This window comes from Streptomyces sp. NPDC054883 (assembly GCF_053610645.1).
Genome location: NZ_JBSGYT010000018.1, coordinates 43,211 through 68,293, shown reverse-complemented (window position 1 = coordinate 68,293; position 25,083 = coordinate 43,211). Strand labels below are relative to the sequence as shown.

The window sequence follows — 25,083 nt, the reverse complement described above, 5'->3', positions numbered from 1 at the left end:
GTGACACGTTGAACCTGGCAGTGCTATGTCACGACCGTTTCATGTCACGCACGGCAGCAGCTCCGGCAGCTGCCGCCCGCGGACGCATCCGAATCGACGTAAGGATCCAATGACCTCCTCTTCTTCCCCTTCCCAGGACGCGCGGGACGCACAGGACGTGCAGGACTCGCCGAGCTTCACCGAGAGCCTTCGGGCCGATGCCCTGATGGAAGAGGACGTCGCCTGGAGCCACGAAATCGACGGAGACCGCGACGGCGACCAGTTCGAGCGGTCCGAGCGCGCGGCCCTGCGCCGCGTCGTGGGCCTGTCCACCGAACTCGAGGACGTCACCGAGGTCGAGTACCGACAGCTCCGCCTGGAGCGCGTCGTACTCGTCGGTGTCTGGACCTCCGGCACGGTGGACGACGCCGAGAACTCCCTCGCGGAGCTCGCGGCGCTCGCCGAGACGGCAGGTGCCCTCGTACTCGACGGCGTGATCCAGCGCCGCGACAAGCCCGACCCGGCCACCTTCATCGGTTCCGGCAAGGCACGCGAACTGCGCGACATCGTCATGGAGAGCGGCGCGGACACCGTCGTGTGCGACGGCGAGCTCAGCCCCGGCCAGCTCATCGCCCTCGAAGACGTCGTCAAGGTGAAGGTGGTCGACCGGACCGCCCTGATCCTCGACATCTTCGCCCAGCACGCCAAGTCCCGAGAGGGCAAGGCGCAGGTCGCGCTCGCGCAGATGCAGTACATGCTGCCGCGGCTGCGCGGCTGGGGTGCGTCGCTGTCCCGGCAGATGGGTGGCGGCGGCGGTGGCGGCATGGCCACCCGAGGCCCCGGTGAGACCAAGATCGAGACCGACCGGCGACGGATCCGCGAGAAGATGGCGAAGATGCGCCGGGAGATCGCGGAGATGAAGACCGGCCGCGACATCAAGCGGCAGGAACGGCGCCGCAACAAGGTGCCCTCGGTCGCCATCGCCGGATACACCAACGCGGGCAAGTCCTCGCTCCTCAACCGCCTCACGGGCGCCGGCGTCCTGGTGGAGAACGCGCTGTTCGCCACCCTGGATCCGACCGTGCGCCGGGCCGAGACCCCCTCCGGCCGGGTCTACACCCTGGCCGACACCGTCGGCTTCGTCCGGCACCTGCCCCACCACCTGGTCGAGGCGTTCCGCTCCACGATGGAGGAGGTCGGCGACTCCGACCTCATCCTGCACATCGTGGACGGCTCGCACCCGGCCCCGGAGGAGCAGCTGGCGGCGGTGCGCGAGGTCATCCGAGAGGTCGGCGCGGTCAACGTGCCCGAGATCGTGGTGATCAACAAGGCGGACGCGGCGGACCCGCTGGTCCTCCAGCGCCTGCTGCGCATCGAGCGGCACTCCATCGCCGTCTCCGCCCGGACCGGCATGGGCATCGAGGAACTCCTCGCGCTCATCGACACCGAGCTGCCGCGGCCGGAGGTCGAGGTGGAGGCACTGGTGCCGTACACCCGCGGCTCGCTGATCGCCCGGGCACACGCCGAGGGCGAGGTGATCTCCGAGGAGCACACCCCGGAGGGCACCCTGCTCAAGGCCCGCGTGCACCAGGAACTGGCGGCGGACCTGGCGCCGTACGTGCCCGCGAAGCACTGACCCGCCCGGCCCCGTGACATGAGTGAGGGCCCCCGCCCGAGGCGGGGGCCCTCACCACGTTCGGCTACTTGAACTTGTTGCTCACCGCGGTGTAGACGCCCTTAGCCTCAGGACCGAACCGCGGGCCGGCCAGCCAGCCGGCCTTCGCCGGGCCGATCGACGTGTTCGACACCAGCGCCGGCTTCCCGTCGGCGCCCGCCGCGACCCAGCCGCCACCCGAGGAACCGCCGGTCATCGAGCAGCCGATGCGGTACATCACCGGTGCGGCCGCGGTCAGCGACAGCCGGCCGGGCCGGTCCGTGCACTGGAAGGCGCGCTGACCGTCGAAGGGGGCCGCCGCCGGGTAACCCGTCGCAGTGATGCTCGCGACCTTCTGCACCGCCGGAGCTGCGAACTCCACCGGGAGCGCCGAACCGACCGTCTCCTCCAGGGACTTGCCCGCACCCTTCTCCGGGGTCACGTGCAGCACCGCGAAGTCGTACGGGGCACCCGCCCCGCCCGTCGGGCCGCCGGTCGCGATCCACTGGTCCGATGTCTGCGCCCAGTCGCTCCACCACACGCCGTACGGAGCCACCTGGTCCCGCGGCGCGCCCTTGAGCTCCGCCGCGGCCTTGCCCGCGTTGTTGTAGGACGGGACGAAGGCGATGTTGCGGTACCAGCCGCCGGCCTTGCCGGCGTGCACGCAGTGGCCCGCAGTCCAGACCAGGTTGGACTTGCCGGGATGGGCCGGGTCCTTGACGACGGTCGCCGAGCAGACCATCGAACCCTCGGGCCCGTCGAAGAAGACCTTGCCGGACACCGGCACGTTCGCGTGGTAGGGAGCGGCCGCCTGCTTCGCCGGCACCGGCGCGGGGGTGGGGTCGGTGACGCCCTGGTCCTTGCCGGCGTCGGGGTCGACGGCCGGGGGCTGCGGCGTCTTGTCGGCGTCACGCATCCGGTCCGGGTCCCAAAGGCCCTCGATGATCGGGTTGATGTAGTCGCCCGCCTCGCGGAGCCAGTCCTCCCGCTTCCAGTTCTTCCACGCACCCCCCTTCCACTTCTCCATGTCGATGCCGTGCTGCTTGAGCTTGTCCTTGATGTCGTCCGGGATCTTGATCCCGTCGGTGGCGCCGGACGGGAGGCTGGCCGCCACGGTCGGCTTGGCGTCGCCGCCGGCCTCACCGTCGCCGGGTCCGCAGGCCGCGGCGGTCAGCAGGAGCGCGGCCGCGCACAGGGTCGCGGTGACCGGTCGGTTCGGTCGCATGTCGTAAGTCCCCCTGGTGGTTCGAGGCGTTGAACGGGGTGCGGTGCGGCCGGCTCGCGATGCGCACGCGCCGGGCACAGCACCCCACTATGCCGCTGCGGTTCAGGACGACACAGGCCGGGGCCGCGGTTCCGGCTCACCGCCCTCGGCTCTTCCCGTCGTCTCGTCCGTCGGCTTTCGCGGCGCAAGGATCTTCCGCCCACCCGTGATCCGTCGCCGTCACCGTCGTTGGTACGTACGGGGGACAGGGGAGCAGCGTTCCTGTTCGAGACGCAATCCGGAAGAGAGATCCGGGCGGGAGGACCGACACTCGTGGCGTGGAGCGAGCCTTTGACCGAGCCGGCCGCAGCCGAGGCCGAGGCGCAGAGCGCGGCGGCGGCCGAAGGCGCTGCCTGGCCGGCGCCCGTGGAGCAGGTGCCGCAACAGGGGAACGGGTTGCCGGTCGCCGCCGAAAGCATCCTGCGCAGGCAGGCGTTGCGGGAGTCCGCCGCGCGGACGTACGCGCGCTCGCTGCCCATCGTCCCGGTACGTGCCCGGGGGCTGACGATCGAGGGGGCCGACGGGCGCCGCTACCTCGACTGCCTCTCCGGCGCGGGCACGCTCGCGCTGGGGCACAACCACCCGGTGGTGCTCGAAGCCGTCCGCGGAGTGCTCGACTCCGGGGCTCCGCTGCACGTGCTGGACCTGGCGACCCCGGTCAAGGACGCGTTCACCACCGAGCTGTTCGCGAACCTGCCGCCCGCGCTGGCGGCTGACGCCCGGATCCAGTTCTGCGGGCCCGCCGGGACGGACGCGGTCGAAGCCGCGCTCAAGCTGGTGCGCACGGCCACCGGGCGCTCGGGGCTGCTGGCCTTCACCGGCGCGTACCACGGCATGACGGCCGGGGCGCTGGAGGTTTCGGGCGGGGCGTGTGACGTACGGGTCACGCGGCTGCCGTTCCCGCAGGACCACCGTTGCCCGTTCGGGGTCGGCGGGGCCGAGGGGGAGCGGTTGTCGGCGCGGTGGACGGAGAGTCTGCTGGACGACCCCAAGGGCGGGGTGCCGGCGCCCGCCGCGATGATCGTCGAGCCGGTCCAGGGCGAGGGCGGGGTGCACCCGGCGCCGGACGGATGGCTGCGCCGGATGCGGGAGATCACCGCCGCCCGGGGCATCCCGCTGATCGCGGACGAGGTGCAGACGGGGGTGGGGCGCACCGGCGCCTTCTGGGGTGTCGACCACGCCGGGGTGGTGCCCGACGTGATGGTCCTGTCCAAGGCGATCGGGGGCAGCCTGCCGCTGGCCGTCATCGTGTACCGGGCGGAGCTGGACGTCTGGGCGCCCGGCGCCCACGCCGGCACCTTCCGGGGCAACCAGCTGGCCATGGCGGCGGGGACCGCCACCCTGGCCTACGTCCGGCGCAACGGTCTCGCCGGGCGGGCCGCCGTGCTGGGGGAGCGGATGCTGACGGAGCTGCGGCAGCTCGCCGCCGACCAGCCGTGCGTGGGGGACGTCCGGGGCCGCGGCCTGATGATCGGCGTCGAGGTCGTCGACCCCGACACCGGGGCCGCCGCACCGGAACTCGCCGCGGCCGTCCGCCAGGAGTGTCTGGACCGGGGGCTGATCGTCGAACTCGGCGGCCGTCACTCCAGCGTCGTACGCCTGCTGCCTCCGCTGACGCTGACCGACGAGCAGGCCGGAGCCGTTCTCGACCGGCTGACCGACGCCGTCCCAGCCGCCCGCCGGCCCCGCTGACCCACCTAAGGACCCCCGATGCCCGACCCGATCCCCTTCCACGCCGCCCCACCCCCGGACCCGGAGTCCGCAACCGCCCCCGCCGCCGGCCGGACGCCGGGACCGGGTACCGCCCGGGATTCCGGCGCTGCCCAGTTCCCCGGCGCGGCCGCGTCCGAGGACGAGGGCGGGAGCCCGTCACCGGCACCCGTCCCGAGCGCGGCCCCCACCCCCGGCGCCGTCCCGGCCTGCGGGCGCATGCCGGGCATTCCAGGCATGTCCCCGGGCATCGGGGCTTCCCTGCACCCTGGTGCCGGTCCGGACGCGAGTGCGGCCGGGGCCGTGGGGGGCAGCCCGGCTCCCACGCCTGGCCCGGCTCCCACGCCTGGCCCGGCTCCCGCGCCTGGCCTGGCTCCGGCCCCTGGACAGACGCCGGGCACGCCACTGAGCGCGGCCACCCCGGGCCCTGGCCCCGTCCCCGGCACGACCCTTGGACAGGCGCCGGGCACGCCGCCCGCGGGCGCGGGTGCGGTCGGGGGGCAGGGCGGCAGCCCGGCATCGGGGGCCACGCCGGTTCCCGGACCCGCGTTGGGCAGGCCTTCGGATCCCCGCCGCGGCTCCGCCCCTGCCCAGGGCGCGGGCTACACGGCCGGGCCGGCCGTGGGTGGTGCTGTCCTCGGCCCCGGTCAGGCGCCCGGTCAGGGACGGCGGCATGAGCCGGGCACCGCCCCGGCCGAGGCGCCCCAGCCCGACCTGGTTCAGGGCGCGGCCGATGCCCCGGGCGCCGGTGCCACATCCGGTACCGCCGCCCACCCGGGCACGCCCCCCGCCCCCGCCGCCCACGAGGCCCAGGCGCAGCGGCACCGGCCCGCCGCTCCCGCGGCGGTCGGCGTGCCCAGGCAGAAGCGGCCGACCCTCCGGCCCCGCCCGGTCGGCACCGGTCTCCTCGGGCCCGACCCGGTGGCCCTGCCCGACCTGCTGGACCACCCCGACCCCGGCATCGCCGCCGAGGCCGCGACGGTGGAGAACCTGCTGCGCTGCTGGGTCCGCGAAAGCGGCATCGGCCGCCCCGACGGGCCCGTCGGGGCCCTCCTGCGCATCCCCCTCCCCGCATCCGGTGTGGCCCTGCTCGTCGCCGTCCGGCACTGGTCCCCGACCGGCTGGCACCGCTTCGCCCCCGCCCGCCTCGAAGGGGCCCCCGCCGACGCCCCCGCCCTGGACGCCGTCACCCTCGCTGCCCTCATCGCCCGTGAGGGCACCGGCCGTGCCGCCGACCTCGTCGGCCGGGTCGCCGACTCGGTCCGCCGCACCGCCGAGTTCATCGCCGACCGGCGCCAACGCCCCACCGCGCCCGCCACCGTCGCCGCGGACCGCTTCCTCACCGCCGAACAGTCGCTCCTTCTCGGTCACCCCCTCCAGCCCGACCCCAAGAGCCGCGAGGGACTCACCGAAGCCGACGTACGCCGCTACTCACCCGAACTCCACGGCTCCTTCCCCCTGCACTGGTTCGCCGTCGCCCCCTCCGTGCTCGCCACCGACTCCGCCTGGACCGAACGCGGCCGACCCGTCCGCGCGGCCCAGCTCCTCACCCGCCTCGCTCCCGGCCTGCCACTGCCCGCCGGAACCACCCCCTTGCCCCTTCACCCATGGCAGGCCCGCGACCTGCTCGACCGCCCCGCGGTCGCCGCCCTGCGCGACGCGGGACTACTGACCGACCTGGGCCCGTACGGCGACCCGTGGTACCCCACCTCCTCCGTCCGCACCGTCCACCGCCCCGGTGCGCCCGCCATGCTCAAGCTGTCCCTCGGCCTGCGCATCACCAACTCCCGCCGCGAGAACCTCCGCAAGGAACTCCACCGCGGGGTCGAGGTACACCGACTGCTGCGCACCGGTCTCGCCGAACAGTGGCAGGCGGCCCACCCCGGCTTCGACATCGTCCGCGACCCCGCCTGGGTCGCCGTCGACGCCCCCGACGGCATGCCCGTCCCAGGACTCGATGCCCTGTTGCGCCACAACCCCTTCCGCTCGGGCGACGACGCCGTCTGCATCGCCGCACTCACCGCTCCCCGCCCTTGGCCCGGCCGCACGGCCATGAGCTCGCGGCTCGCCGAGACGGTCTCCCGGCTCGCCGCCTCCACCGGCCGCCCCACCCAGGCCGTCGCCGCCGAGTGGTTCCTGCGCTACCTCGACCACGTCGTCCTGCCGGTCCTCGGCCTCGACGCGCTCGCAGGCATCGCCCTCGAAGCCCACCAGCAGAACACCCTCGTGCTCCTCGACCCGGCCGGCTGGCCGATCGGCGGCCGCTACCGCGACAACCAGGGCTACTACTTCCGCGACTCCCACCGCGCGGAGCTGGAATCCAGGCTGCCCGGCATCGGTAGCGGCAGCGACACCTTCGTCTCCGACGCCGTCACCGACGAACGCTTCGCCTACTACCTCGGCATCAACAACGTCTTCGGCCTCATCGGAGCCTTCGGGTCGCAGCGCCTCGCCGACGAACGCGTCCTGCTCGCCGCCTTCCGCAGATTCCTCGGCAAGGCGTCCCGCCTCGGCCCGCTCCCCGCGCTGCTGCTCGATTCGCCCACGCTGCGCTGCAAGGCGAACCTGCTCACCCGCCTGGGCGGCCTCGACGAACTCGTCGGCCCCGTCGACACGCAGTCCGTCTACGTCACCGTCACCAATCCCCTTCACGACTGACCGAAAGACCGACGCGCCAACCGATTCGGAGAAGAGCCCGATGCCCTCCACCCGCACCCCCATCGGTCCCACCCGCACGGCAGCAGCCACCGCCACGGGCATCGGGGAAAGCGTTCAACCGCGGCTCAACACCCAGCGGTTGCCGCTGCTCGCCGAGGCAGACCTGCTCGACTCACCGGCTGCCTGGAGCGCCGCCGCCACCCCCGTCGGGGCCTTCCGCCTGGAACCCGTACGGCCGCGCCGCGACCTGGAACTCCTCACCCGCTGGATGAACGACCCCGAGGTCGCCACCTTCTGGGAACTCGCCGGCCCCGCCACCGTCACGGCCGCCCACCTGCGTGAGCAACTGGACAGCGACGGCCGCAGCATTCCCTGCCTGGGCCTGCTCGACGGCACACCGATGAGCTACTGGGAGATCTACCGGGCCGACCTCGACCCGCTCGCCCGCCACTACCCGGCGCGCCCCCACGACACGGGTATCCACCTGCTAATCGGAGACGGCACGAACCGCGGCCGAGGTCTGGGCACCACACTGCTCCGCGCGGTCGCAGACCTGGTGTTCGACAACCGGCCACGCTGCACTCGCGTGATCGCCGAACCGGACATCCGTAACACCCCCTCCGTATCAGCCTTCCTGAACTCCGGTTTCCGCTGTTCCGCGGAAATCGACCTGCCCGAGAAGCGGGCCGCGCTGATGATCCGTGAGCGGGCGCTGCGCAATCTCCTCTGATTGCCGCCCCGCAGTCCTCGCACCGTCACCGCTCGACGCTTCCGCAATTGAAAACTCCGCGCTGTGGACCGAAGTTCCCGATACCCGAGGAGTCCCGTGTCGAATTTCCCCGCCACCTCAGGCTCCACAGGCCGCCCCCACTTCTCGGAGGCGGTGGCCCCCTCGCCCCAGCACCCCTGCACGCCGCCCGAGATCAACGGCGCGACATGGGGTTCCGCCACCAGCCGGCTGCTCGCCAAGATGCTCGGGGAATTCGCGTACGAGGAGATCATCAGCCCCGTCCCGGCCCCCGCGGCCGCCGGTGACGCCTGGACCGTCGCCCTGGACGACGGCAGCAGCCTCGGCTTCCGCGCCCGCCGCCGCTCCTACGGCAGCTGGCACGTCGACGCCGGCACCATCACCCTCACCCCGCCGCCCCCCTCCACCCAGGACCCGACCGCCTTCGGGGACCCGTTCGAGTTCCTGATCCGCTCCCGCACGCTCCTCGGCCTCGACGGCGGGACCCTCGGCCACCTCGTCCGGGAACTCAGCGCCACCCTGTCCGCCGACGCCCACCTCGACCACCACGCGCTCACCGCCGACGTCCTCGCCGACCTCGACTACGCCGACCTCGAAGGCCACCAGACCGGCCACCCTTGGCTCGTCCTCAACAAGGGCCGCGTCGGGATGTCGGCGGCCGACACCGCCGCCTGGGCACCCGAATCCCGTACCCGCCAACGGCTGCCCTGGCTCGCCGCCCACACCTCCCTGGCCGAGTACCGCGGGACGGCCGGTATGGAAGACCCCGCGCGCCTGTACTCCGCCGAGCTCGACGCCGTCACCCGGGCCGCCTTCGACCAGGCCCTGCGCGACCGCGGCCTCGACCCCCGCGGCTACCTCTACCTCCCGCTGCACCCCTGGCAGTGGGACGAGATAGTGCTTCCGCTCTTCGCACCCGCCCTCGCCTCGGGCGCACTCGTACCGCTGCCCGCGGATCCCGACGTACGACTGCCGCAGCAGTCGATCCGCACCTTCCTCAACCTGACCCGCCCCGAGCGGCACAGCGTCAAACTCCCGCTCTCCGTCCTCAACACCATGGTCTGGCGCGGACTGCCCTGCGAGCTGACCCTCGCCGCCCCCGCCGTCACCGCCTGGATCCACTCACTCCGCGACGCGGACCCGTTCCTGCGCGACGAGTGCCGGGTCGTCCTCCTCGGCGAGGTGGCCTCCGTGACCGTCCGCCACCCCGTCTACGACCGGCTGCCCGAGGTCCCGTACCAGTACAAGGAGCTGCTCGGCGCGATCTGGCGCGAGCCCCTGACGGGTCGCCTCGCCCCCGGTGAGCGGGCCCGGACCCTGGCATCCCTCCTGCACACCGACCCGCGCGGGCGCTCCTTCACGGCCGAGCTCGTCGCCCGCTCCGGACTGACCCCGACCGTGTGGCTCCAGCGGCTCTTCGCCGCCCTGCTGCCGCCGCTGCTCCACTTCCTCTACCGGTACGGCACGGTCTTCTCCCCGCACGGCGAGAACTCCATCGTGATCTTCGACGAGAGCGACGTCCCCGTCCGGCTGGCGGTGAAGGACTTCGTGGACGACGTCAACATCAGCCGGGAGCCGCTGCCCGAGCACGACGCGATGCCCCACGAGGTGCGCGCCGCACTCCTGACGGAGCCGCCCGCGTACCTCACGCAGTTCATCCACTCCGGACTGTTCGTCGGAGTCTTCCGCTACCTGTCCGCGATCTGTGAAGACCGGATGGGAGTTCCCGAGACCGAGTTCTGGTCCCTCGTACGGGCGGAGATCCTCCGCCACCAGGCCCGCTTCCCCGAGCTCAAGGACCGGTACGAGCTGTTCGACCTGCTCACCGAGCGGATCGACCGGCTCTGCCTCAACCGGAACCGGCTGCACGAGGACGGCTACCGGGACCGCCCGGACCGCCCGCACGCGGTCACCCACGGGACCGTTCCGAACCCCCTGCACCGGCCGTGATCCGTCGGCGATGCGGCTCCTGTCGGTGCGGCCCCGTAGGGTTGGCAGTGCTATGACGAAGCCCTCCCTCCCCGACCTGCTGCATGCCGCCGTCTCCGCCGTCGGCGGCACGGAGCGGCCCGGCCAGGTGGCCATGGCCGAAGCCGTCGCCGAAGCGATCGACGAGAACTCCCACCGGCTGATCCAGGCCGGCACCGGCACCGGTAAGTCCCTCGGCTACCTGGTGCCGGCCCTCGCGCACGGCGAACGCGTCGTCGTCGCCACCGCGACGCTGGCCCTCCAGCGGCAGCTCGTCGAGCGCGACCTGCCCCGGACGGTGGAGGCGCTGCATCCGCAGCTCCGCCGCCGCCCGCAGTTCGCCATGCTCAAGGGCCGCTCCAACTACCTGTGCCTGCACCGCCTCCACGAGGGCGCGCCCCAGGACGAGGAGGAGGGCCTCTTCGACCAGTTCGAAGCGGCCGCCCCGACCAGCAAGCTGGGCCAGGACCTGCTGCGCCTGCGGGACTGGGCGGACGAGACCGAGACCGGCGACCGCGACGACCTGACGCCCGGCGTCTCCGACAAGGCCTGGGGGCAGATCTCGGTCTCCTCCCGGGAATGTCTGGGCGCCACGAAATGCGCCTACGGAGCCGAGTGCTTCGCCGAGGCCGCCCGCGAGCGGGCCAAGCTCGCGGACGTCGTCGTCACCAATCACGCCCTGCTCGCGATCGATGCGATCGAGGGCGCCCCCGTGCTGCCCCAGCACGAGGTGCTGATCGTGGACGAGGCCCACGAGCTCGTCTCCCGCGTCACCGGCGTCGCCACCGGGGAGCTCACCCCCGGACAGGTCAACCGGGCCGTCAAGCGCGCCGCCAAACTCGTCGACGAGAAGACCGCCGACGCCCTGCAGACCGCGTCGGAGTCCTTCGAGCGGGTCATGGAGCTGGCCCTGCCCGGCCGACTGGAGCAGGTCCCCGAGGACCTCGGGTACGCGCTGATGTCCCTGCGGGACGCGGCGCGCAATGTGATCTCGGCGATCGGTTCCACCCGGGACAAGTCCGTCCAGGACGAGGACGCCGTCCGCAAGCAGGCCCTGGCGGCGGTGGAGAGCGTCCACTCGGTGGCGGAGCGGATCGTGCTCGGCTCGGAGTACGACGTCGTCTGGTACGAACGCCACGACCGTTTCGGCGCCACTCTGCGGGTCGCCCCCCTTTCGGTGTCGGGCCTGCTGCGCGAGAAGCTGTTCGAAGACCGCTCGGTCGTCCTCACCTCAGCGACGCTCAAGCTCGGCGGCGACTTCAACGGCGTCGCGGGGTCGCTCGGCCTCTCAGCGGAAGGCGTGGCCGGCGAAGACGTCCCGGTCTGGAAGGGGCTGGACGTCGGCTCGCCGTTCGACTACCCCAAGCAGGGCATCCTCTACGTCGCCAAGCACCTGGCCACCCCGGGCCGCGAGGGGACCCGCGGCGACATGATGGACGAGCTCGCGGAGCTGATCGAGTCGGCCGGCGGCCGGACCCTCGGACTGTTCTCCTCCATGCGCGGCGCGAAGGCCGCCGCCGAGGAGCTGCGCGGGCGGCTGGACGATCCGATCCTGCTCCAGGGCGAGGAGACGCTCGGCGAGCTGATCAAGGCGTTCGCGGCCGATCCGAAGACCTGTCTCTTCGGGACGCTCTCGCTGTGGCAGGGAGTCGACGTGCCCGGACCCAGCTGCCAGCTGGTGATCATGGACCGGATCCCGTTCCCCCGGCCCGACGATCCGCTGATGAGCGCCCGGCAGAAGTCGGTGGAGGAGCACGGCGGCAACGGCTTCATGGCGGTCGCGGCCACCCACGCCGCCCTGCTGATGGCTCAGGGCGCGGGCCGGCTCGTACGGGCGACCGGTGACCGGGGTGTCGTCGCCGTTCTCGACCCGAGGCTGGCCACGGCTCGCTACGGGACCTTCCTGCGCGCCACCTTGCCCGACTTCTGGTACACCACAGACCGCAACCAGGTCCGCCGCTCGCTCGCAGCGATCGACGCCTCGGCCCAGGCGGACGGCAAGTAGTACGGAGGGCTAGCAGTACGAGGCCCAATAGCGCGGACGGCTGCGCCCACCACGGGAGGGGGCGCGAGGACACAAAGCAGCTCCGGGACCGGCGCAGAGGTCCCGGAGCTGGATCGGGGCGACGGGCGTCAGACCCGGCGCAGTACGGCGACGACCTTGCCGAGGATGGTCGCCTCGTCGCCGGGGATCGGCTGGTACGCGGAGTTGTGCGGGAGCAGCCAGACGTGGCCGTCCTCGCGCTTGAACCGCTTGACGGTGGCCTCGCCGTCCAGCATCGCGGCGACGATGTCACCGTTCTCCGCGACCGGTTGACGGCGGACGGTGACCCAGTCGCCGTCGCAGATCGCCGCCTCGATCATCGAGTCACCGACGACCTTGAGGACGAAGAGTTCGCCGTCGCCGACCAGCTGGCGGGGGAGCGGGAAGACGTCCTCCACCGACTCCTCGGCGAGGATCGGGCCGCCGGCCGCGATCCGGCCGACCAGGGGAACGTACGAGGCGGCGGGCTTGCCGGTGGTGTCCGTGGGCTGCGAGCTGGGCTGGTCCGAGCCGCGTACCTCGTAGGCGCGCGGGCGGTGCGGGTCGCGCCGCAGGAAGCCCTTCCGTTCGAGGGCCATCAGCTGATGGGCGACCGACGACGTGCTCGACAGGCCGACCGCCTGGCCGATCTCCCGCATCGACGGCGGGTAGCCCCGGCGCTGGACCGAATCGCGGATGACTTCGATGACCCTCCGCTGCCGGTCCGTGAGCCCGGAGCTGTCGGCGCGGATGCCTGGAGGTCGCCCGGGCAGCGAGCGTGCGGGGCGCAGCGGCTCCGCCTCCGGGTTCTGACGTGCGTCGTTCATGGCATGCACCGGCTCAAGTCGGCTCTGGGAGCGGTTCTGGGCAGTGATGGTGGCACTGTCTGCGGTCGTGGTCACGTCGGCCCCTCTCGAAATGTTCTCCCTAGCTGGACAACGGTAGTTGCTTTCGAAAGGTTGCGCCAAACACACGTTCGAGTGAAATATCGCAGATCGCCCGCCTGGAGCACTTCAAGAGGTGTATGGACCGACAGTCTGACCGAACGCGGGTTCGGCCGTCCCCGTGCCGTCTACGGTACCCTTCCGGGTCGGATCGGCTCCGTGCGGGCCCGCGCCCAGTGTGGCACCGCAGGACCCGGTATCCGGACACCGGACACCGCGACACGCGGCGGGCCGTAAATCCACCACAACCCAAGATCTAGTGGTTGGATGAGCGCTGCCGCCCAGAAGTTGTGGTCCCGGGTCCGCCGAGGGTCCCGGCATCGCATATGCTGGTGGCTGCTTCACGAGCCCCCGGCAGAGCCTCGTTCCTGCCGTTCAGGGGCGTCGTGAGGTGATCAGTCGCGCCAAAGAGGGAGGGTGAGGGAACCATGCACTGCCCCTTCTGCAGGCACCCCGACAGCCGGGTCGTCGACAGCCGCACCACCGACGACGGCACGTCGATCCGGCGGCGCCGTCAGTGCCCCGACTGCTCCCGTCGCTTCACGACGGTGGAGACGGCCTCGCTGATGGTGATCAAGCGCAGCGGGGTGACCGAACCCTTCAGCCGCTCCAAGGTCATCTCTGGCGTCCGCAAGGCGTGCCAGGGGCGGCCGGTCACCGAGGACGCCCTCGCCAAGCTCGGCCAGCGGGTCGAGGAGGCGCTGCGCGCCACCGGAAGCGCCGAGCTGACCACCCACGACGTGGGCCTGGCCATACTCGGTCCCTTGCAGGAACTCGACCTGGTCGCGTACCTGCGGTTCGCATCCGTGTACAAAGCGTTCGACACCCTTGAAGACTTCGAGACCGCCATCGTGGAACTCCGCGAACGGCGGCCTCACCCCCATGAGTGCGAGCCGGGTGGGACCCCCGCGGTCGTCCCCGTGCCCGCCTCCGCCGCCGACTGACCGGACGGGCCGCGGAGCGGCCCGGGCCCGGTCGGCCAGGCGAGATTCGAAGATTCGTAGATACAGACACACGGCACCGTGCTGCGGAATATCGTTGGCACTTTAGGGCGTTTTTGCCCGCATATGGGAGGCGGCATGACAGAGACGGCGAGCGGCTCGGCACGAGGTTCCCGCGCCAAGGGGACCAAGACTGCCAAGAGCGGCCTGCGGATCGAGCGCATCCACACCACCCCGGGCGTGCACCCGTACGACGAGGTGAGCTGGGAGCGCCGTGACGTCGTCATGACCAACTGGCGCGACGGCTCGGTCAACTTCGAGCAGCGTGGCGTCGAGTTCCCCGACTTCTGGTCGGTGAACGCGGTCAACATCGTCACCAGCAAGTACTTCCGCGGCGCGGTCGGCACCCCGCAGCGCGAGACCGGCCTGAAGCAGCTCATCGACCGGATCGTGAAGACCTACACGAAGGCCGGCGAGGACTACGACTACTTCGCCTCGCCCGCGGATGCCGAGATCTTCGAGCACGAGCTGACGTACGCCCTCCTGCACCAGATCTTCAGCTTCAACTCCCCGGTGTGGTTCAACGTCGGAACGCCCCAGCCGCAGCAGGTCTCCGCCTGCTTCATCCTGGCCGTCGACGACTCCATGGAGTCGATCCTCGACTGGTACAAGGAAGAGGGAATGATCTTCAAGGGCGGCTCCGGCGCCGGCCTGAACCTCTCCCGCATCCGCTCCTCCAAGGAGCTCCTCTCCTCCGGCGGCAACGCCTCCGGCCCGGTCTCCTTCATGCGCGGCGCCGACGCGTCCGCGGGAACGATCAAGTCGGGCGGCGCCACCCGCCGTGCGGCCAAGATGGTCGTCCTGGACGTGGACCACCCGGACGTCGAGGACTTCATCGCCACCAAGGTGAAGGAAGAGGAGAAGATCCGCGCCCTGCGCGACGCGGGCTTCGACATGGACCTGGGCGGCGACGACATCACGTCCGTCCAGTACCAGAACGCCAACAACTCCGTCCGCGTGAACGACGAGTTCATGACGGCGGTCGAGAACGGCACCGAGTTCGGCCTGCGCGCCCGCATGACCGGCGAGGTCATCGAGAAGGTCGACGCCAAGGCGCTCTTCCGCAAGCTCGCCGAGGCCGCGTGGGCCTGCGCCGACCCGGGCATCCAGTACGACGGTGTGATCAACAACTGGCACACCTGCCCCGAGTCCGGCCGCATCACCGCGTCCAACCCGTGCAGCGAGTACATGCACCTGGACAACACGTCCTGCAACCTCGCCTCGCTGAACCTCATGAAGTTCCTCAACGACGACGGCAAGGGCAACCAGTCCTTCGACGCCGAGCGCTTCTCCAAGGTCGTCGAGCTGGTCATCACCGCGATGGACATCTCCATCTGCTTCGCGGACTTCCCGACGCAGAAGATCGGCGAGAACACCCGCGCCTTCCGTCAGCTCGGCATCGGCTACGCCAACCTCGGCGCGCTGCTGATGGCCACGGGTCACGCCTACGACTCGGACGGCGGCCGCACGCTCGCCGCCTCGATCACCTCGCTGATGACCGGTACCGCGTACCGGCGCTCCGCCGAGCTGGCCGCGATCGTCGGCCCCTACGACGGTTACGCCCGCAACGCCGAGTCGCACAAGCGCGTCATGAAGCAGCACGCCGACGCCAACGCCGTCGCGCCGCGCACCGAGGACCTGGACAACGCGATCTGGGCCGCGGCCACCGAGGCCTGGCAGGACGTCCTGCGCCTCGGCGAGAAGAACGGCTTCCGCAACTCCCAGGCCTCCGTCCTCGCCCCGACCGGCACCATCGGTCTGGCGATGTCCTGCGACACCACCGGTGTCGAGCCGGACCTGGCCCTGGTCAAGTTCAAGAAGCTCGTCGGCGGCGGCTCGATGCAGATCGTCAACGGCACCGTCCCGCAGGCCCTGCGCCGCCTGGGCTACCAGGAGGAGCAGATCGAGGCGATCGTCTCCCACATCGCCGAGCACGGCGTGGTCGTCGACGCCCCGGGCCTCAAGACCGAGCACTACTCGATCTTCGACTGTGCCATGGGCGAGCGTTCCATCTCCCCGATGGGCCACGTGCGCATGATGGCCGCGATCCAGCCGTGGATCTCCGGCGCGATCTCGAAGACGGTCAACATGCCGGAGACGGCGACCGTCGAGGAGATCGAGGAGATCTACTTCGAGGCGTGGAAGATGGGCGTCAAGGCGCTCGCGATCTACCGCGACAACTGCAAGGTCGGCCAGCCCCTCTCCGCGAAGAAGAAGGAAGAGGAGAAGGAAGAGGTCACCGCCAAGGCGGAGGACACCATCCGCGCCGCGGTCGAGAAGGTCATCGAGTACCGCCCGGTCCGCAAGCGCCTGCCGAAGGGCCGGCCGGGGATCACCACCTCCTTCACGGTCGGTGGCGCCGAGGGCTACATGACCGCGAACTCCTACCCGGACGACGGCCTGGGCGAGGTCTTCCTGAAGATGTCCAAGCAGGGTTCCACCCTCGCGGGCATGATGGACGCCTTCTCGATCGCCGTCTCCGTCGGCCTCCAGTACGGCGTGCCGCTGGAGACCTACGTCTCGAAGTTCACCAACATGCGCTTCGAGCCGGCCGGTATGACGGACGACCCGGACGTGCGGATGGCGCAGTCGATCGTCGACTACATCTTCCGCCGCCTGGCGCTGGACTTCCTGCCGTTCGAGACCCGTTCGGCGCTCGGCATCCACACCGCTGAGGAGCGTCAGCGCCACCTCGACACCGGCTCGTACGAGCCGCTGGAAGAGGAGGAGCTGGACACGGAGTCGCTGGCCCAGTCGGCCCCGCTCACGGCGGTGCGGTCGGAGCCGAAGCCGGCCGTCGCCGCGCCGGTCCAGGTCCCGGCCCCGAAGACGGCGCACTCCAGCGCCGAACTCGTCGAGATGCAGCTCGGCGTCTCCGCCGACGCCCCGCTCTGCTTCTCCTGCGGTACGAAGATGCAGCGCGCCGGCTCCTGCTACATCTGCGAGGGCTGCGGCTCGACCAGCGGTTGCAGCTGAGCACGGGCTGACGGCTGCCACTGAGTAGCCGCGGAGCGGGGACCGGCCGAGCCGGTCCCCGCTTTCGCGTGCCGCGCCCCAGGGGCGGTCCGGCGGGCGGGGTGGAACGGGCTGGCGTGCCCGGGCCGCCACGACGATCATGGTGGCGGGGGCGGGGCGACCGCCGCGGCCCCGGACTTCACGCTGGGGGAGTGGGAGAGCCATGTGGAGCGGGGATGAGCTGGACCTCGACGGGTATCTGGCCCGGATCGGCATCCGTGGAGACGGCGAAGGGGGAAGCCGGGGGCGGGAACCGCGGCCCGACCTGGAGACGTTGTACGCAGTGCACCGGGCCCACACCGCCACCATTCCCTTCGAAAGCCTGGACGTCACGCTCGGCCGCCCCGTCGCGCTGGACGTCAAGACACTGCAGGACAAGCTCGTGCACCGCCGCCGCGGCGGCTACTGCTACGAGCAGAACTCGCTGCTGGCCGCCGCCCTCCAGCGGATCGGCTTCGAGGTCTCGGGGCGCGGTGCCCGCAACCGGGCCCGCGGAGACCGCCTGCTGCCGGTGACGCACGCCGTCCTCGTCGTCACCGTCGAGGGTGAACCCTGGCTGTGCGACGCGGGGTTCGGGTACCCGGGCCCGTTCGAGCCCGTCCCGCTCGGGCGGCCCGGTGCCGAGGTGCGGCAGGGGGAGTCCACGTACGCCGTGCACCAGGAGGAGGGGGACGTCCTCGTCCTGCGGCGGCTGCAGGAGGGGGCCTGGCGCGACCTCTACGCCTTCACCCCGCAGCCCTACCATCCGGTCGACTACGTGGTGCTGAACCACTACAGCTCCTCACACCCGCGTTCCGCCTTCCTCGGCAAGGTCATAGTCCAACGGCCGGGCGAGGACGTGCGGGTGGCCCTGCTGGGGCGCGAACTCACGCACTGGTACCCCGACGGGCGGGTGGTACGGCGGATCGTGGCGCCGGAGGAGCTGATCCCCCTGCTCGACCGGGAGTTCGGCCTTCGGCTGCCCGAGCGGGACGCGGCCGATCTGGTGCGGATCTTCCGCGCCGGGGACTGACCCGGGCCGCGCCGGGCCCGTACGATGGCGCGGTGCTGGTCAAGTGGATTCGCTGCACGGTGACGGACCGACGCGGGTTCGAGCGCGGGCAGCGCAAATGGGCGGGGCTACCGGGCGAGCCCGGTTTCCGGGGGCAGGGCGGCGGATGGAGCCGGGGCCGGCAGGGGGTGGCGCACGTCTTCGCGTTCTGGGAGAGCCGTTCCTTCTACGACTCCTTCATGGCGCGCTCGCACGACCGGCTGGCCGCCTCCCAGAACGGCACCTTCACCGACGCCCGGGTCACGCTCTTCGACTACCGCTTCGACGTGAAGACCGGTTTCGAGCCCCGTTTCTCCGACGCCGACGTGGTGCGGGTCGCCCACACGCGGGTGCGGGAGGGGCGCGTCGAGCACTTCGCCCTGATGCAGGAGAAGGTCTGGAACCCGGCCATGGCCGGGTCGCCCGGCATGATCCGCGGCCTCTTCGGAGAAGCCCCGGGGCGGGAGTTCCTGGTGCTGTCCATGTGGCGAGCGGCCGCCGAGCACGGCAAGTACCGGCAGGAGCGGGTCGAGCGGCTCTCGCTGCGCGCCCAGACCGAGGCGGACGTGGAGGCGCTCACGGGGGACGTCGTCGACCTCGAACCCACCTGGACGGTATGACCGTAGGACGAACAGCTGCCTGCACGGCGTGCCCGTTCGAACCCCGGCCCGGTGGCCGAATAGGGTCGTGGAATGGTACGACCACGGCGCATCGTCCTCGTCCGGCACGGGGAATCCCAGGGCAACGCCGATGACACGGTGTACGAGCGGGAACCCGACCACGCCCTGCGGCTGACGCCCGCCGGGCGCGAGCAGGCCCGGCAGGCCGGCGCACGGCTGCGCGAGCTGTTCGGGGACGAGCGCATCAGCGCGTACGTCTCCCCCTACCGCCGCACCCTGCAGACCTTCCGCGAGCTGCGGCTGGACCCCACGCGGGTCCGCATGCGCGAGGAACCGCGGCTGCGCGAGCAGGACTGGGGGAACTGGCAGGACCACGACGACGTACGCCTGCAGAAGGCGTACCGGGACGCCTACGGGCACTTCTTCTACCGCTTCGCCCAGGGCGAGTCGGGCGCCGACGTGTACGACCGGGTCGGTTCCTTCCTGGAGAGCCTCTACCGCAGTTTCGAGGCCCCGGACCACCCCGAGAACGTGCTCCTCGTGACGCACGGACTGACGATGCGGCTGTTCTGCATGCGCTGGTTCCACTGGTCGGTGGCCGAGTTCGAGGCCCTGTCCAACCCGGGGAACGGCGAATACCGGACACTTCTGCTGGGCCCGGACGGCCGGTACCGTCTGGACCGCCCGTTTGAGCGCTGGACCACACCTGAGCCTTACGACCTGGACGACTAAAGTGACGCGCAATGACCGCTGACTCCACTCCCGAGAGGCGCTACGCACGCGCCATGTCCAGCCTTCGCGGGCTGGCCCTGGGGGACGCGCTGGGTTCCCAGTACTTCGTCCCCGTGAACTACCCGCTGCTCAAGCGGCGCGAGCTGCCGGCGGGCGGCGAGACCTGGCAGTGGACCGACGACACCGAGATGGCCTGCTCGGTGGTGGCCGTCCTCGCCGAGCACGGCCGGGTGGACCAGGACGCGCTGGCCGGATCGTTCGCCCACCACCACGACTTCGACCGCGGCTACGGGCCCGCCGTCAACCGGATGCTGCGCCTGATCCGCGAGGGTGAGGACTGGCGCACCCTGGCGGCCGAGCTGTTCAACGGGCAGGGCTCGTGGGGCAACGGCGCCGCCATGCGCATCGCACCGCTCGGCGCCTGGTACGCGGACGATCCCGAGCAGGCCACGCACCAGGCGGAGATCTCCGCGTACACCACCCACCAACACCGCGAGGCGGTGTGCGGGGCGATGGCCGTCGCCGCCGCGGCCGCGTTCGCGGCCGGCGCCGCCGGCCCGCCCAAGGCGGCCGACCTGCTCGACGGGGTCATCGCGCTGGTCCCGCGCAGCGCGGTGGGCGCGGGGCTGCGGCGGGCGCGGGACATGCTGGACTACGGCGACGCCACCACGGTCGCGGCGGTCCTGGGATGTGGCCGGCGCACCAGTGCCCATGACACGGTGCCGTTCGCCCTGTGGTCGGCGGCGCGCTCGCTGGACGACTACGAGCGGGCGTTCTGGACCACCGCCCAGGTGGGCGGGGACGTGGACACGACGTGCGCGATCGTCGGCGGGGTGTTGGGCGCGCGCGGCGACGCGGTGCTGCCGCAGGCGTGGCTGGCGCGGACCGAGGCCTTGCCGGCATGGCTGCCCCAGGCGCCGCACTGAGGACCGGACCGGCTCAGGCGGTGCTGCCCGGGGCGCCGCACTGAGGACCGGGCCGGCTCAGGCGTGCGCCGGGTGGCTCGGTAAGCCCATGCGTGCTGCGGCCCGGGCGCCGGACGGCTCCGGGCGCCCGGGCCGCGTACGGCCTCCGGCTCAGGCCGCCGGACCGGCCTCGGCGGCAGCCCCGTTGAGGGCCTCCAGGTCGCTCTTGCGCACCCGGATCACCAGCAGCGCGGTGGCGAGGGCGAGCCCCGCCATCGCCACGGCAGCCAGGAACGCGGTGGAGATGCCCTGGGTCAGGACGAGGTCGCCCCAGGGGTCGGGCAGCCGGCCGGTCGCCTTGAAGGCGGCCAGCTGACCAGGGTCCGCCTGCGCCATGAAGGCCGGGACCTGCTTGGCGGCCTCGTCACGGCTGGCGGTACCGAAGACGGTGACCAGGATCGACAGGCCTAGCGAGCCGCCGACTTGCTGGCTCGCGTTGAGCAGCCCCGAGGCAGCGCCCGCCTCGCGCGGGGCCACTCCGGAGACGGCGGTGAGGGTGAGGGTCACGAAGTTCAGGCCCATGCCGAAGCCGAACAGCACCATCGGTCCGAGCACCCCGGAAATGTACGAGCTGTCGGTGTCGATGAAGCTCAGCCAGGCCAGGCCCGAACCGGTGAGCGCGGACCCGGCGACCATGAACGGCTTGGGGCCGAAGCGGGGCAGGAACCGCTGCGAGAGCCCGGCGGCGGTGACGATCGCGACGGTCACGGGCAGGAAGCCGAGGCCGGACTGGATGGGGGAGAAGCCGAGCACGTTCTGCACGAACTGGACGATGAAGAAGAACATGCCGAACATCGCCGCGGCGAGGCCGAGCATGATCAGGTACGTGCCGGCGCGGTTGCGGTCCGCGAACATCCGCAGCGGGATGATGGGCTCCCGCGCCCGGGACTCGATGACGACGAACAGCGCGAGCAGCACCAGCGCGGCGGCGAAGGAGCCGATGGTGAGCGAGTCGCGCCACCCGTCCTCGGACGCGCGGATGAACCCGTAGACCAGCGAGGCCATGCCGCCGGTGGAGGTGAGCGCCCCGGCGATGTCGAAACGGCCCGGGTGGCGTTCGGACTCGCTGATGAACAGCGGGGCGAGGACGGCGATCAGGACTCCGATCGGCACGTTGACGAAGAGGACCCAGCGCCAGTCGAGCCATTCCGTCAGCATTCCGCCGGCCAGCAGGCCGATCGCGCCGCCGCCGGCCGAGACGGCGGCGAACACGCCGAACGCCCGGTTGCGCTCGGGACCTTCGGCGAACGTCGTGGTGATCAGTGCCAGCGAGGTGGGTGAGGCGATGGCGCCACCGACTCCCTGGAGGGCGCGGGCGGCCAGGAGCTGCCAGGGCTCCTGGGCGAATCCGCCGAGGAGGGAGGCGAGGGTGAAGAGCAGGATGCCGGTCATGAAGACCCGGCGCCGCCCGAGGATGTCGCCGGCCCGGCCGCCGAGCAGGAGCAGGCCGCCGAAGGTGAGGGTGTAGGCGCTGAGCACCCAGGACAGGTCGGTGGTGGAGAAGGCGAGCGCGGTCTGGATGTGCGGGAGCGCGATGTTCACGATCGTCGCGTCGAGCACGACCATCAGCTGGCAGGCGGCGATCACCGCGAGTGCCACGCCGGGACGGCCGGGGTGGCGCGCGGCCCCGGATATCCGGGGTTTGTCGAGTTGAACGCTTGTCACTGAGGATCCCCCCGAAGTGAAATAGTGAACGCATCCGTTCACTGGCGACCCACGGTAGGAGCTACATTTAGGGAACGCAAGCGTTCACTAAGGCTGAAAATACGTGCGACGGACGCGCGGGCCGGTCGGAGGTATGGAGCATGACGGGTTCCCGCTGGTCGGACGTACCGCCGGGTCGCAGAAGGGGCCCGGAACTCGAACGGGCCATCCTGGACGCGGCCCTGGAGCAGCTGAGCACCGTCGGCTGGAACGCGCTCACGATGGAAGGCGTCGCCACCGCCGCCCGGACGGGGAAGGCGGCGCTCTACCGGCGCTGGCCGTCGAAGGCCGCGCTCGTGGCCGAGGTGTTGAGGGCCGGACTGCCGCCGATGGACGGGATTCCGGACAGCGGGTCGATCCGTGACGACCTCTACGGGCTGTGCGTGCGGATGTGTGACGTGATGCGTTCGCGCGCCGGTGTGGCTCTGCGCGCGGTACTTCACGAATGCGACCACGACCATGCGGACCGGTTCCGCGGCGTGATCTGGAGCGGGCTGCACGAACCCGCGCAAGCGTTGATACAGACGCTTGTGCAGCGAGGGATCGAGCGGGGAGAAGTACGATCGGACGCGAACATTCCGTTCATTGTCGACGTCATTCCCGCAATGCTGATGTATCGCGCGAAGATGTACGGAAGCGAATGGGGCGACCGGGACATCGCCCAGCTGATCGACCAGGTGATGGTGCCGATGCTCCGGGTGTGAGTCCGCGGGGGGCTTCGGCCGCGCCCCCGGCCCGGGGCGGGGTGTGCAGGCGGCGCGGGGCGGCGTACCCTTGCTGGCGCCATGCCGTACGAAGCACCCACCCACACCGTCGAGCGCTCCCTCCGTGCAACCACCGGCGCCAAGGTCATCGCCGGGGTCGACGAGGTCGGACGAGGGGCCTGGGCCGGTCCGGTCACCGTGTGCGCGGCGATCACCGGCCTGCGCCGACCGCCCGCGGGACTCACCGACTCCAAACTGCTCACCCCCAAGCGCCGGGACGCGATGCTCGACATCCTGGAGGGCTGGGTCACCGCCCACGGGCTGGGGCACGCCTCGCCGGAGGAGATCGACGAACTGGGCATGACGGCCGCGTTGCGGCTCGCGGCGGTGCGCGCCCTGGAGGCACTGCCGGTGCGGCCCGACGCGGTGATACTCGACGGCAAGCACGACTATCTCGGCCCGCCCTGGCGGGTCCGTACGGTGATCAAGGGCGACCAGTCCTGTGTCGCGGTCGCCGCCGCCTCCGTGATCGCCAAGGTCCGGCGCGACCGGATGATGGCCGAACTCGGCGAACGGGTCCTCGCGGTCAAGGACTTCGCGTTCGCCGCCAACGCCGGCTACCCCTCGCCCGTGCACCGGGCGGCCCTGGAGGAGCTGGGACCCACCCCGTACCACCGGCTCTCGTGGTCGTATCTTGACGCGCTGCCCCAGTGGCGGCACCTCAAGAAGGTGCGCCGCAGCCAGGAATCGGCGGAGCTGGAAAACGGAGGCCAACTCGGCTTCGATTTCTGATCGCGTCCACGTGCCATCCGCCGGTACGTTTCGTACCGGTGTTTGATAGATGTCAACTCATGCCTCTCACCCCGAGGAGCCTCAGATTCACGAGAGTGCCCAGGGTCCCCGCGTCACGCCGGCCGCGAGCCGCACCGCGCAGACCCCCCGTCCCGTACCTGGTCCGCGTCCAGCCGCCGTCCCGCGGCCCGGCCGCCCCGGGCCCTCCCCCGCAGCGGTGAGCCGCGCGGGAGGAGCCCCCAGGCCCGCCCCGCCCGCGCAGCGTGCGGCGCAGGCCACTCCCGGGCCCGTTCCCGCAGCTCCCGCCGCACCGTCCGTCTCGGCGGCGGTGCCCCAGGTCCAGCTGATCCCGGCTTCCGCCGAGGGCGCGCTGGACGCGGCCGAAGAGGCCGTCGACCTGCTGCTCGACACCGGGCGCGCGCCCGGCGACATCCTGGTGCTCACCACCGGCGACGCGCACCCGTGGGCCGCGCACGAACTGTCCTTCGGCGAGGCCGCGTACTGGGCCCAGCACGATGCCCGGGACGACGTGTTCTACGCGGACGTGGCGCAGGCCGGGCGCGCATCCGGCCGTCCCGTCGTGGTATTCGCGGCCAATGGTGGTCGGGCCGACGCGGTGGCCGGTGCGCTTCCGGTCGCGCTCGCCCGGGCCGGTGCGCTGCTGATCGTGTGCGGCGACGCGCAGCAGATCAACTCCGTGCTCGGCGCGGGCGTCTGACGGCCCGTACTCCGGTACGGGCGGGGAGAGCGGGGCGGGCCGGGCGTCGGCCCCGCTGTTGCCCCGCGCCCTGAGCGGGCCCGTCGGCCCCCGCTCGGTGGAGGGGGCCGGCGCCGGGCCCGGGAGTACGGGCTCAGCGGGCGGCGGTGTGCCGCAGTGCTTCGGCCGCGCCCCCACCGGTGCGCAGGGGCGTCGGGGCCGGTTCGGCAGAGGTGGCACCGAGGAACTCGGGGCGGGAGTCCGAACTGGGTCTGCGTCCGCCGCGGCCCTCGCCGAGCACCTGCCAGCCCCCGCGGGTCAGCGTGATGTACGCGCCGCAGCGCAGCCCGTGCAGGGTGCACGCGTCGCGCAGCCCCCACATCCAGGCGCCGTCCTCCTCGGTCCACCGCTCGTCGCCCTCACGGCAGTACAGCAGCACCGCCGTGCGCACGGGGGTCCGGCGCCGCAGGTCGTGCGGCAGGACGCGGCGCAGCCGGGACAGCAGGGCGTTGCGGTACTCCCAGCCGTCGGCCGACACCGACCGCTGCACGAACGAGGCGCTCGCCACCAGCCGTTCCTCAGGGTCGAGCACGGCGATCACGGCCGTGAACGGCACCGGGTGGTGCCTGGAGTGCAGCCCGCTGACGACCTCGCGCGGATTGCTCAGCAGGGGCACACCGGCCGCCGACCACTCGGCGGGTTCCAGCAGTCTGCCGTGCCGGCTGGCGCCGCCGGTGGCCGTGGTCAGGGACGTGGTCGAGGGCGGGGCGAATCCGATGGTCACGGTCCTCCCTTCGGGTACACGCCCGCGGACGGGCACGGCTGGGATGTGGGCGCGCCACGGCACGGCCCTGGAGAGTGCCGACGAGCCGAGC

19 protein-coding genes are annotated in these 25,083 nt (G+C 71.8%); 15 read left to right on the top strand and 4 right to left on the bottom strand.

The genetic code is table 11. The features are described 5' to 3' along the window. The first annotated feature begins 109 nt into the window (after positions 1 to 109). Positions 110 to 1,615, top strand: a complete 1,506-nt coding sequence (gene hflX / locus ACWGH1_RS15990) for a GTPase HflX (RefSeq protein ID WP_453354324.1) — start codon at positions 110 to 112, stop codon at positions 1,613 to 1,615. A gap of 64 nt (positions 1,616 to 1,679) precedes the next feature. Here the strand turns inward: hflX and ACWGH1_RS15985 are convergent, their stop codons facing one another. Next, positions 1,680 to 2,858 carry a trypsin-like serine peptidase gene (locus ACWGH1_RS15985; protein WP_453353300.1) on the bottom strand — a complete coding sequence of 393 codons (1,179 nt, stop codon included), beginning with the start codon at positions 2,856 to 2,858 and terminating at the stop codon, positions 1,680 to 1,682. A gap of 405 nt (positions 2,859 to 3,263) precedes the next feature. Here ACWGH1_RS15985 and ACWGH1_RS15980 point away from each other — a divergent pair, with 405 nt between their 5' ends. The 5 genes from ACWGH1_RS15980 to ACWGH1_RS15960 all read left to right on the top strand — a co-directional run bounded on the left by ACWGH1_RS15980 (position 3,264) and on the right by ACWGH1_RS15960 (position 11,986). Continuing rightward, positions 3,264 to 4,589: a diaminobutyrate--2-oxoglutarate transaminase family protein gene (locus tag ACWGH1_RS15980; RefSeq protein WP_453353301.1), complete on the top strand. Its 1,326-nt coding sequence runs from the start codon at positions 3,264 to 3,266 to the stop codon at positions 4,587 to 4,589. An 870-nt stretch (positions 4,590 to 5,459) separates the two neighbouring features. Further along, positions 5,460 to 7,265: an IucA/IucC family protein gene (locus ACWGH1_RS15975; RefSeq protein ID WP_453353299.1), complete on the top strand. Its 1,806-nt coding sequence runs from the start codon at positions 5,460 to 5,462 to the stop codon at positions 7,263 to 7,265. 40 nt (positions 7,266 to 7,305) lie between these two features. Continuing rightward, positions 7,306 to 7,995, top strand: a complete 690-nt coding sequence (locus tag ACWGH1_RS15970) for a GNAT family N-acetyltransferase (RefSeq protein ID WP_453353298.1) — start codon at positions 7,306 to 7,308, stop codon at positions 7,993 to 7,995. Between the two features lie 96 nt (positions 7,996 to 8,091). Next, on the top strand, positions 8,092 to 9,963 hold the full coding sequence (locus tag ACWGH1_RS15965; RefSeq protein ID WP_453353297.1) for an IucA/IucC family protein: 1,872 nt from the start codon (positions 8,092 to 8,094) through the stop codon (positions 9,961 to 9,963). Positions 9,964 to 10,015: 52 nt separating this feature from the next. Next, a complete protein-coding gene (locus tag ACWGH1_RS15960; RefSeq protein WP_453353296.1) occupies positions 10,016 to 11,986 on the top strand; it encodes an ATP-dependent DNA helicase in 1,971 nt (656 codons plus the stop codon). Between the two features lie 128 nt (positions 11,987 to 12,114). Here the strand turns inward: ACWGH1_RS15960 and lexA are convergent, their stop codons facing one another. Continuing rightward, complete coding sequence (gene lexA, locus ACWGH1_RS15955; protein ID WP_453353295.1) at positions 12,115 to 12,906, bottom strand: transcriptional repressor LexA; 792 nt, start codon at positions 12,904 to 12,906, stop codon at positions 12,115 to 12,117. Positions 12,907 to 13,376: 470 nt separating this feature from the next. Between lexA and nrdR the strand changes: the two genes are divergently transcribed. The 6 genes from nrdR (at position 13,377) to ACWGH1_RS15925 (ending at position 20,272) form a co-directional block, all read left to right on the top strand. After that, a complete protein-coding gene (gene nrdR / locus ACWGH1_RS15950; protein WP_453408730.1) occupies positions 13,377 to 13,892 on the top strand; it encodes a transcriptional regulator NrdR in 516 nt (171 codons plus the stop codon). A gap of 135 nt (positions 13,893 to 14,027) precedes the next feature. After that, the gene (locus ACWGH1_RS15945; protein WP_453357025.1) at positions 14,028 to 16,925 is read left to right on the top strand and encodes a vitamin B12-dependent ribonucleotide reductase; all 2,898 of its coding nucleotides are present in this window, start codon (positions 14,028 to 14,030) and stop codon (positions 16,923 to 16,925) included. Between the two features lie 202 nt (positions 16,926 to 17,127). After that, on the top strand, positions 17,128 to 17,976 hold the full coding sequence (locus ACWGH1_RS15940) for an arylamine N-acetyltransferase family protein (RefSeq protein ID WP_453352273.1): 849 nt from the start codon (positions 17,128 to 17,130) through the stop codon (positions 17,974 to 17,976). A 32-nt stretch (positions 17,977 to 18,008) separates the two neighbouring features. Continuing rightward, positions 18,009 to 18,614, top strand: coding sequence for a YdbC family protein (locus tag ACWGH1_RS15935; RefSeq protein WP_453352272.1), 606 nt, complete (start codon positions 18,009 to 18,011; stop codon positions 18,612 to 18,614). A 72-nt stretch (positions 18,615 to 18,686) separates the two neighbouring features. Continuing rightward, positions 18,687 to 19,346, top strand: a complete 660-nt coding sequence (locus tag ACWGH1_RS15930) for a histidine phosphatase family protein (protein WP_453352271.1) — start codon at positions 18,687 to 18,689, stop codon at positions 19,344 to 19,346. A gap of 11 nt (positions 19,347 to 19,357) precedes the next feature. Then, positions 19,358 to 20,272: an ADP-ribosylglycohydrolase family protein gene (locus ACWGH1_RS15925; RefSeq protein WP_453352270.1), complete on the top strand. Its 915-nt coding sequence runs from the start codon at positions 19,358 to 19,360 to the stop codon at positions 20,270 to 20,272. A 150-nt stretch (positions 20,273 to 20,422) separates the two neighbouring features. Here the strand turns inward: ACWGH1_RS15925 and ACWGH1_RS15920 are convergent, their stop codons facing one another. Next, the gene (locus tag ACWGH1_RS15920) at positions 20,423 to 21,976 is read right to left on the bottom strand and encodes an MFS transporter (protein ID WP_453352269.1); all 1,554 of its coding nucleotides are present in this window, start codon (positions 21,974 to 21,976) and stop codon (positions 20,423 to 20,425) included. A gap of 140 nt (positions 21,977 to 22,116) precedes the next feature. Here ACWGH1_RS15920 and ACWGH1_RS15915 point away from each other — a divergent pair, with 140 nt between their 5' ends. The 3 genes from ACWGH1_RS15915 to ACWGH1_RS15905 all read left to right on the top strand — a co-directional run bounded on the left by ACWGH1_RS15915 (position 22,117) and on the right by ACWGH1_RS15905 (position 24,229). Next, positions 22,117 to 22,719, top strand: a complete 603-nt coding sequence (locus tag ACWGH1_RS15915) for a TetR/AcrR family transcriptional regulator (protein WP_453352268.1) — start codon at positions 22,117 to 22,119, stop codon at positions 22,717 to 22,719. Between the two features lie 81 nt (positions 22,720 to 22,800). Next, positions 22,801 to 23,511 (top strand): ribonuclease HII, encoded by a 711-nt coding sequence (locus ACWGH1_RS15910; protein WP_453352267.1) that lies wholly within the window; start codon positions 22,801 to 22,803, stop codon positions 23,509 to 23,511. A gap of 49 nt (positions 23,512 to 23,560) precedes the next feature. Then, on the top strand, positions 23,561 to 24,229 hold the full coding sequence (locus tag ACWGH1_RS15905; RefSeq protein ID WP_453352266.1) for a hypothetical protein: 669 nt from the start codon (positions 23,561 to 23,563) through the stop codon (positions 24,227 to 24,229). Positions 24,230 to 24,362: 133 nt separating this feature from the next. Here the strand turns inward: ACWGH1_RS15905 and ACWGH1_RS15900 are convergent, their stop codons facing one another. Next, entirely contained in the window at positions 24,363 to 24,992 is a 630-nt protein-coding gene (locus ACWGH1_RS15900) for a hypothetical protein (protein WP_453352265.1), read from the bottom strand. Positions 24,993 to 25,083 lie beyond the last annotated feature (91 nt).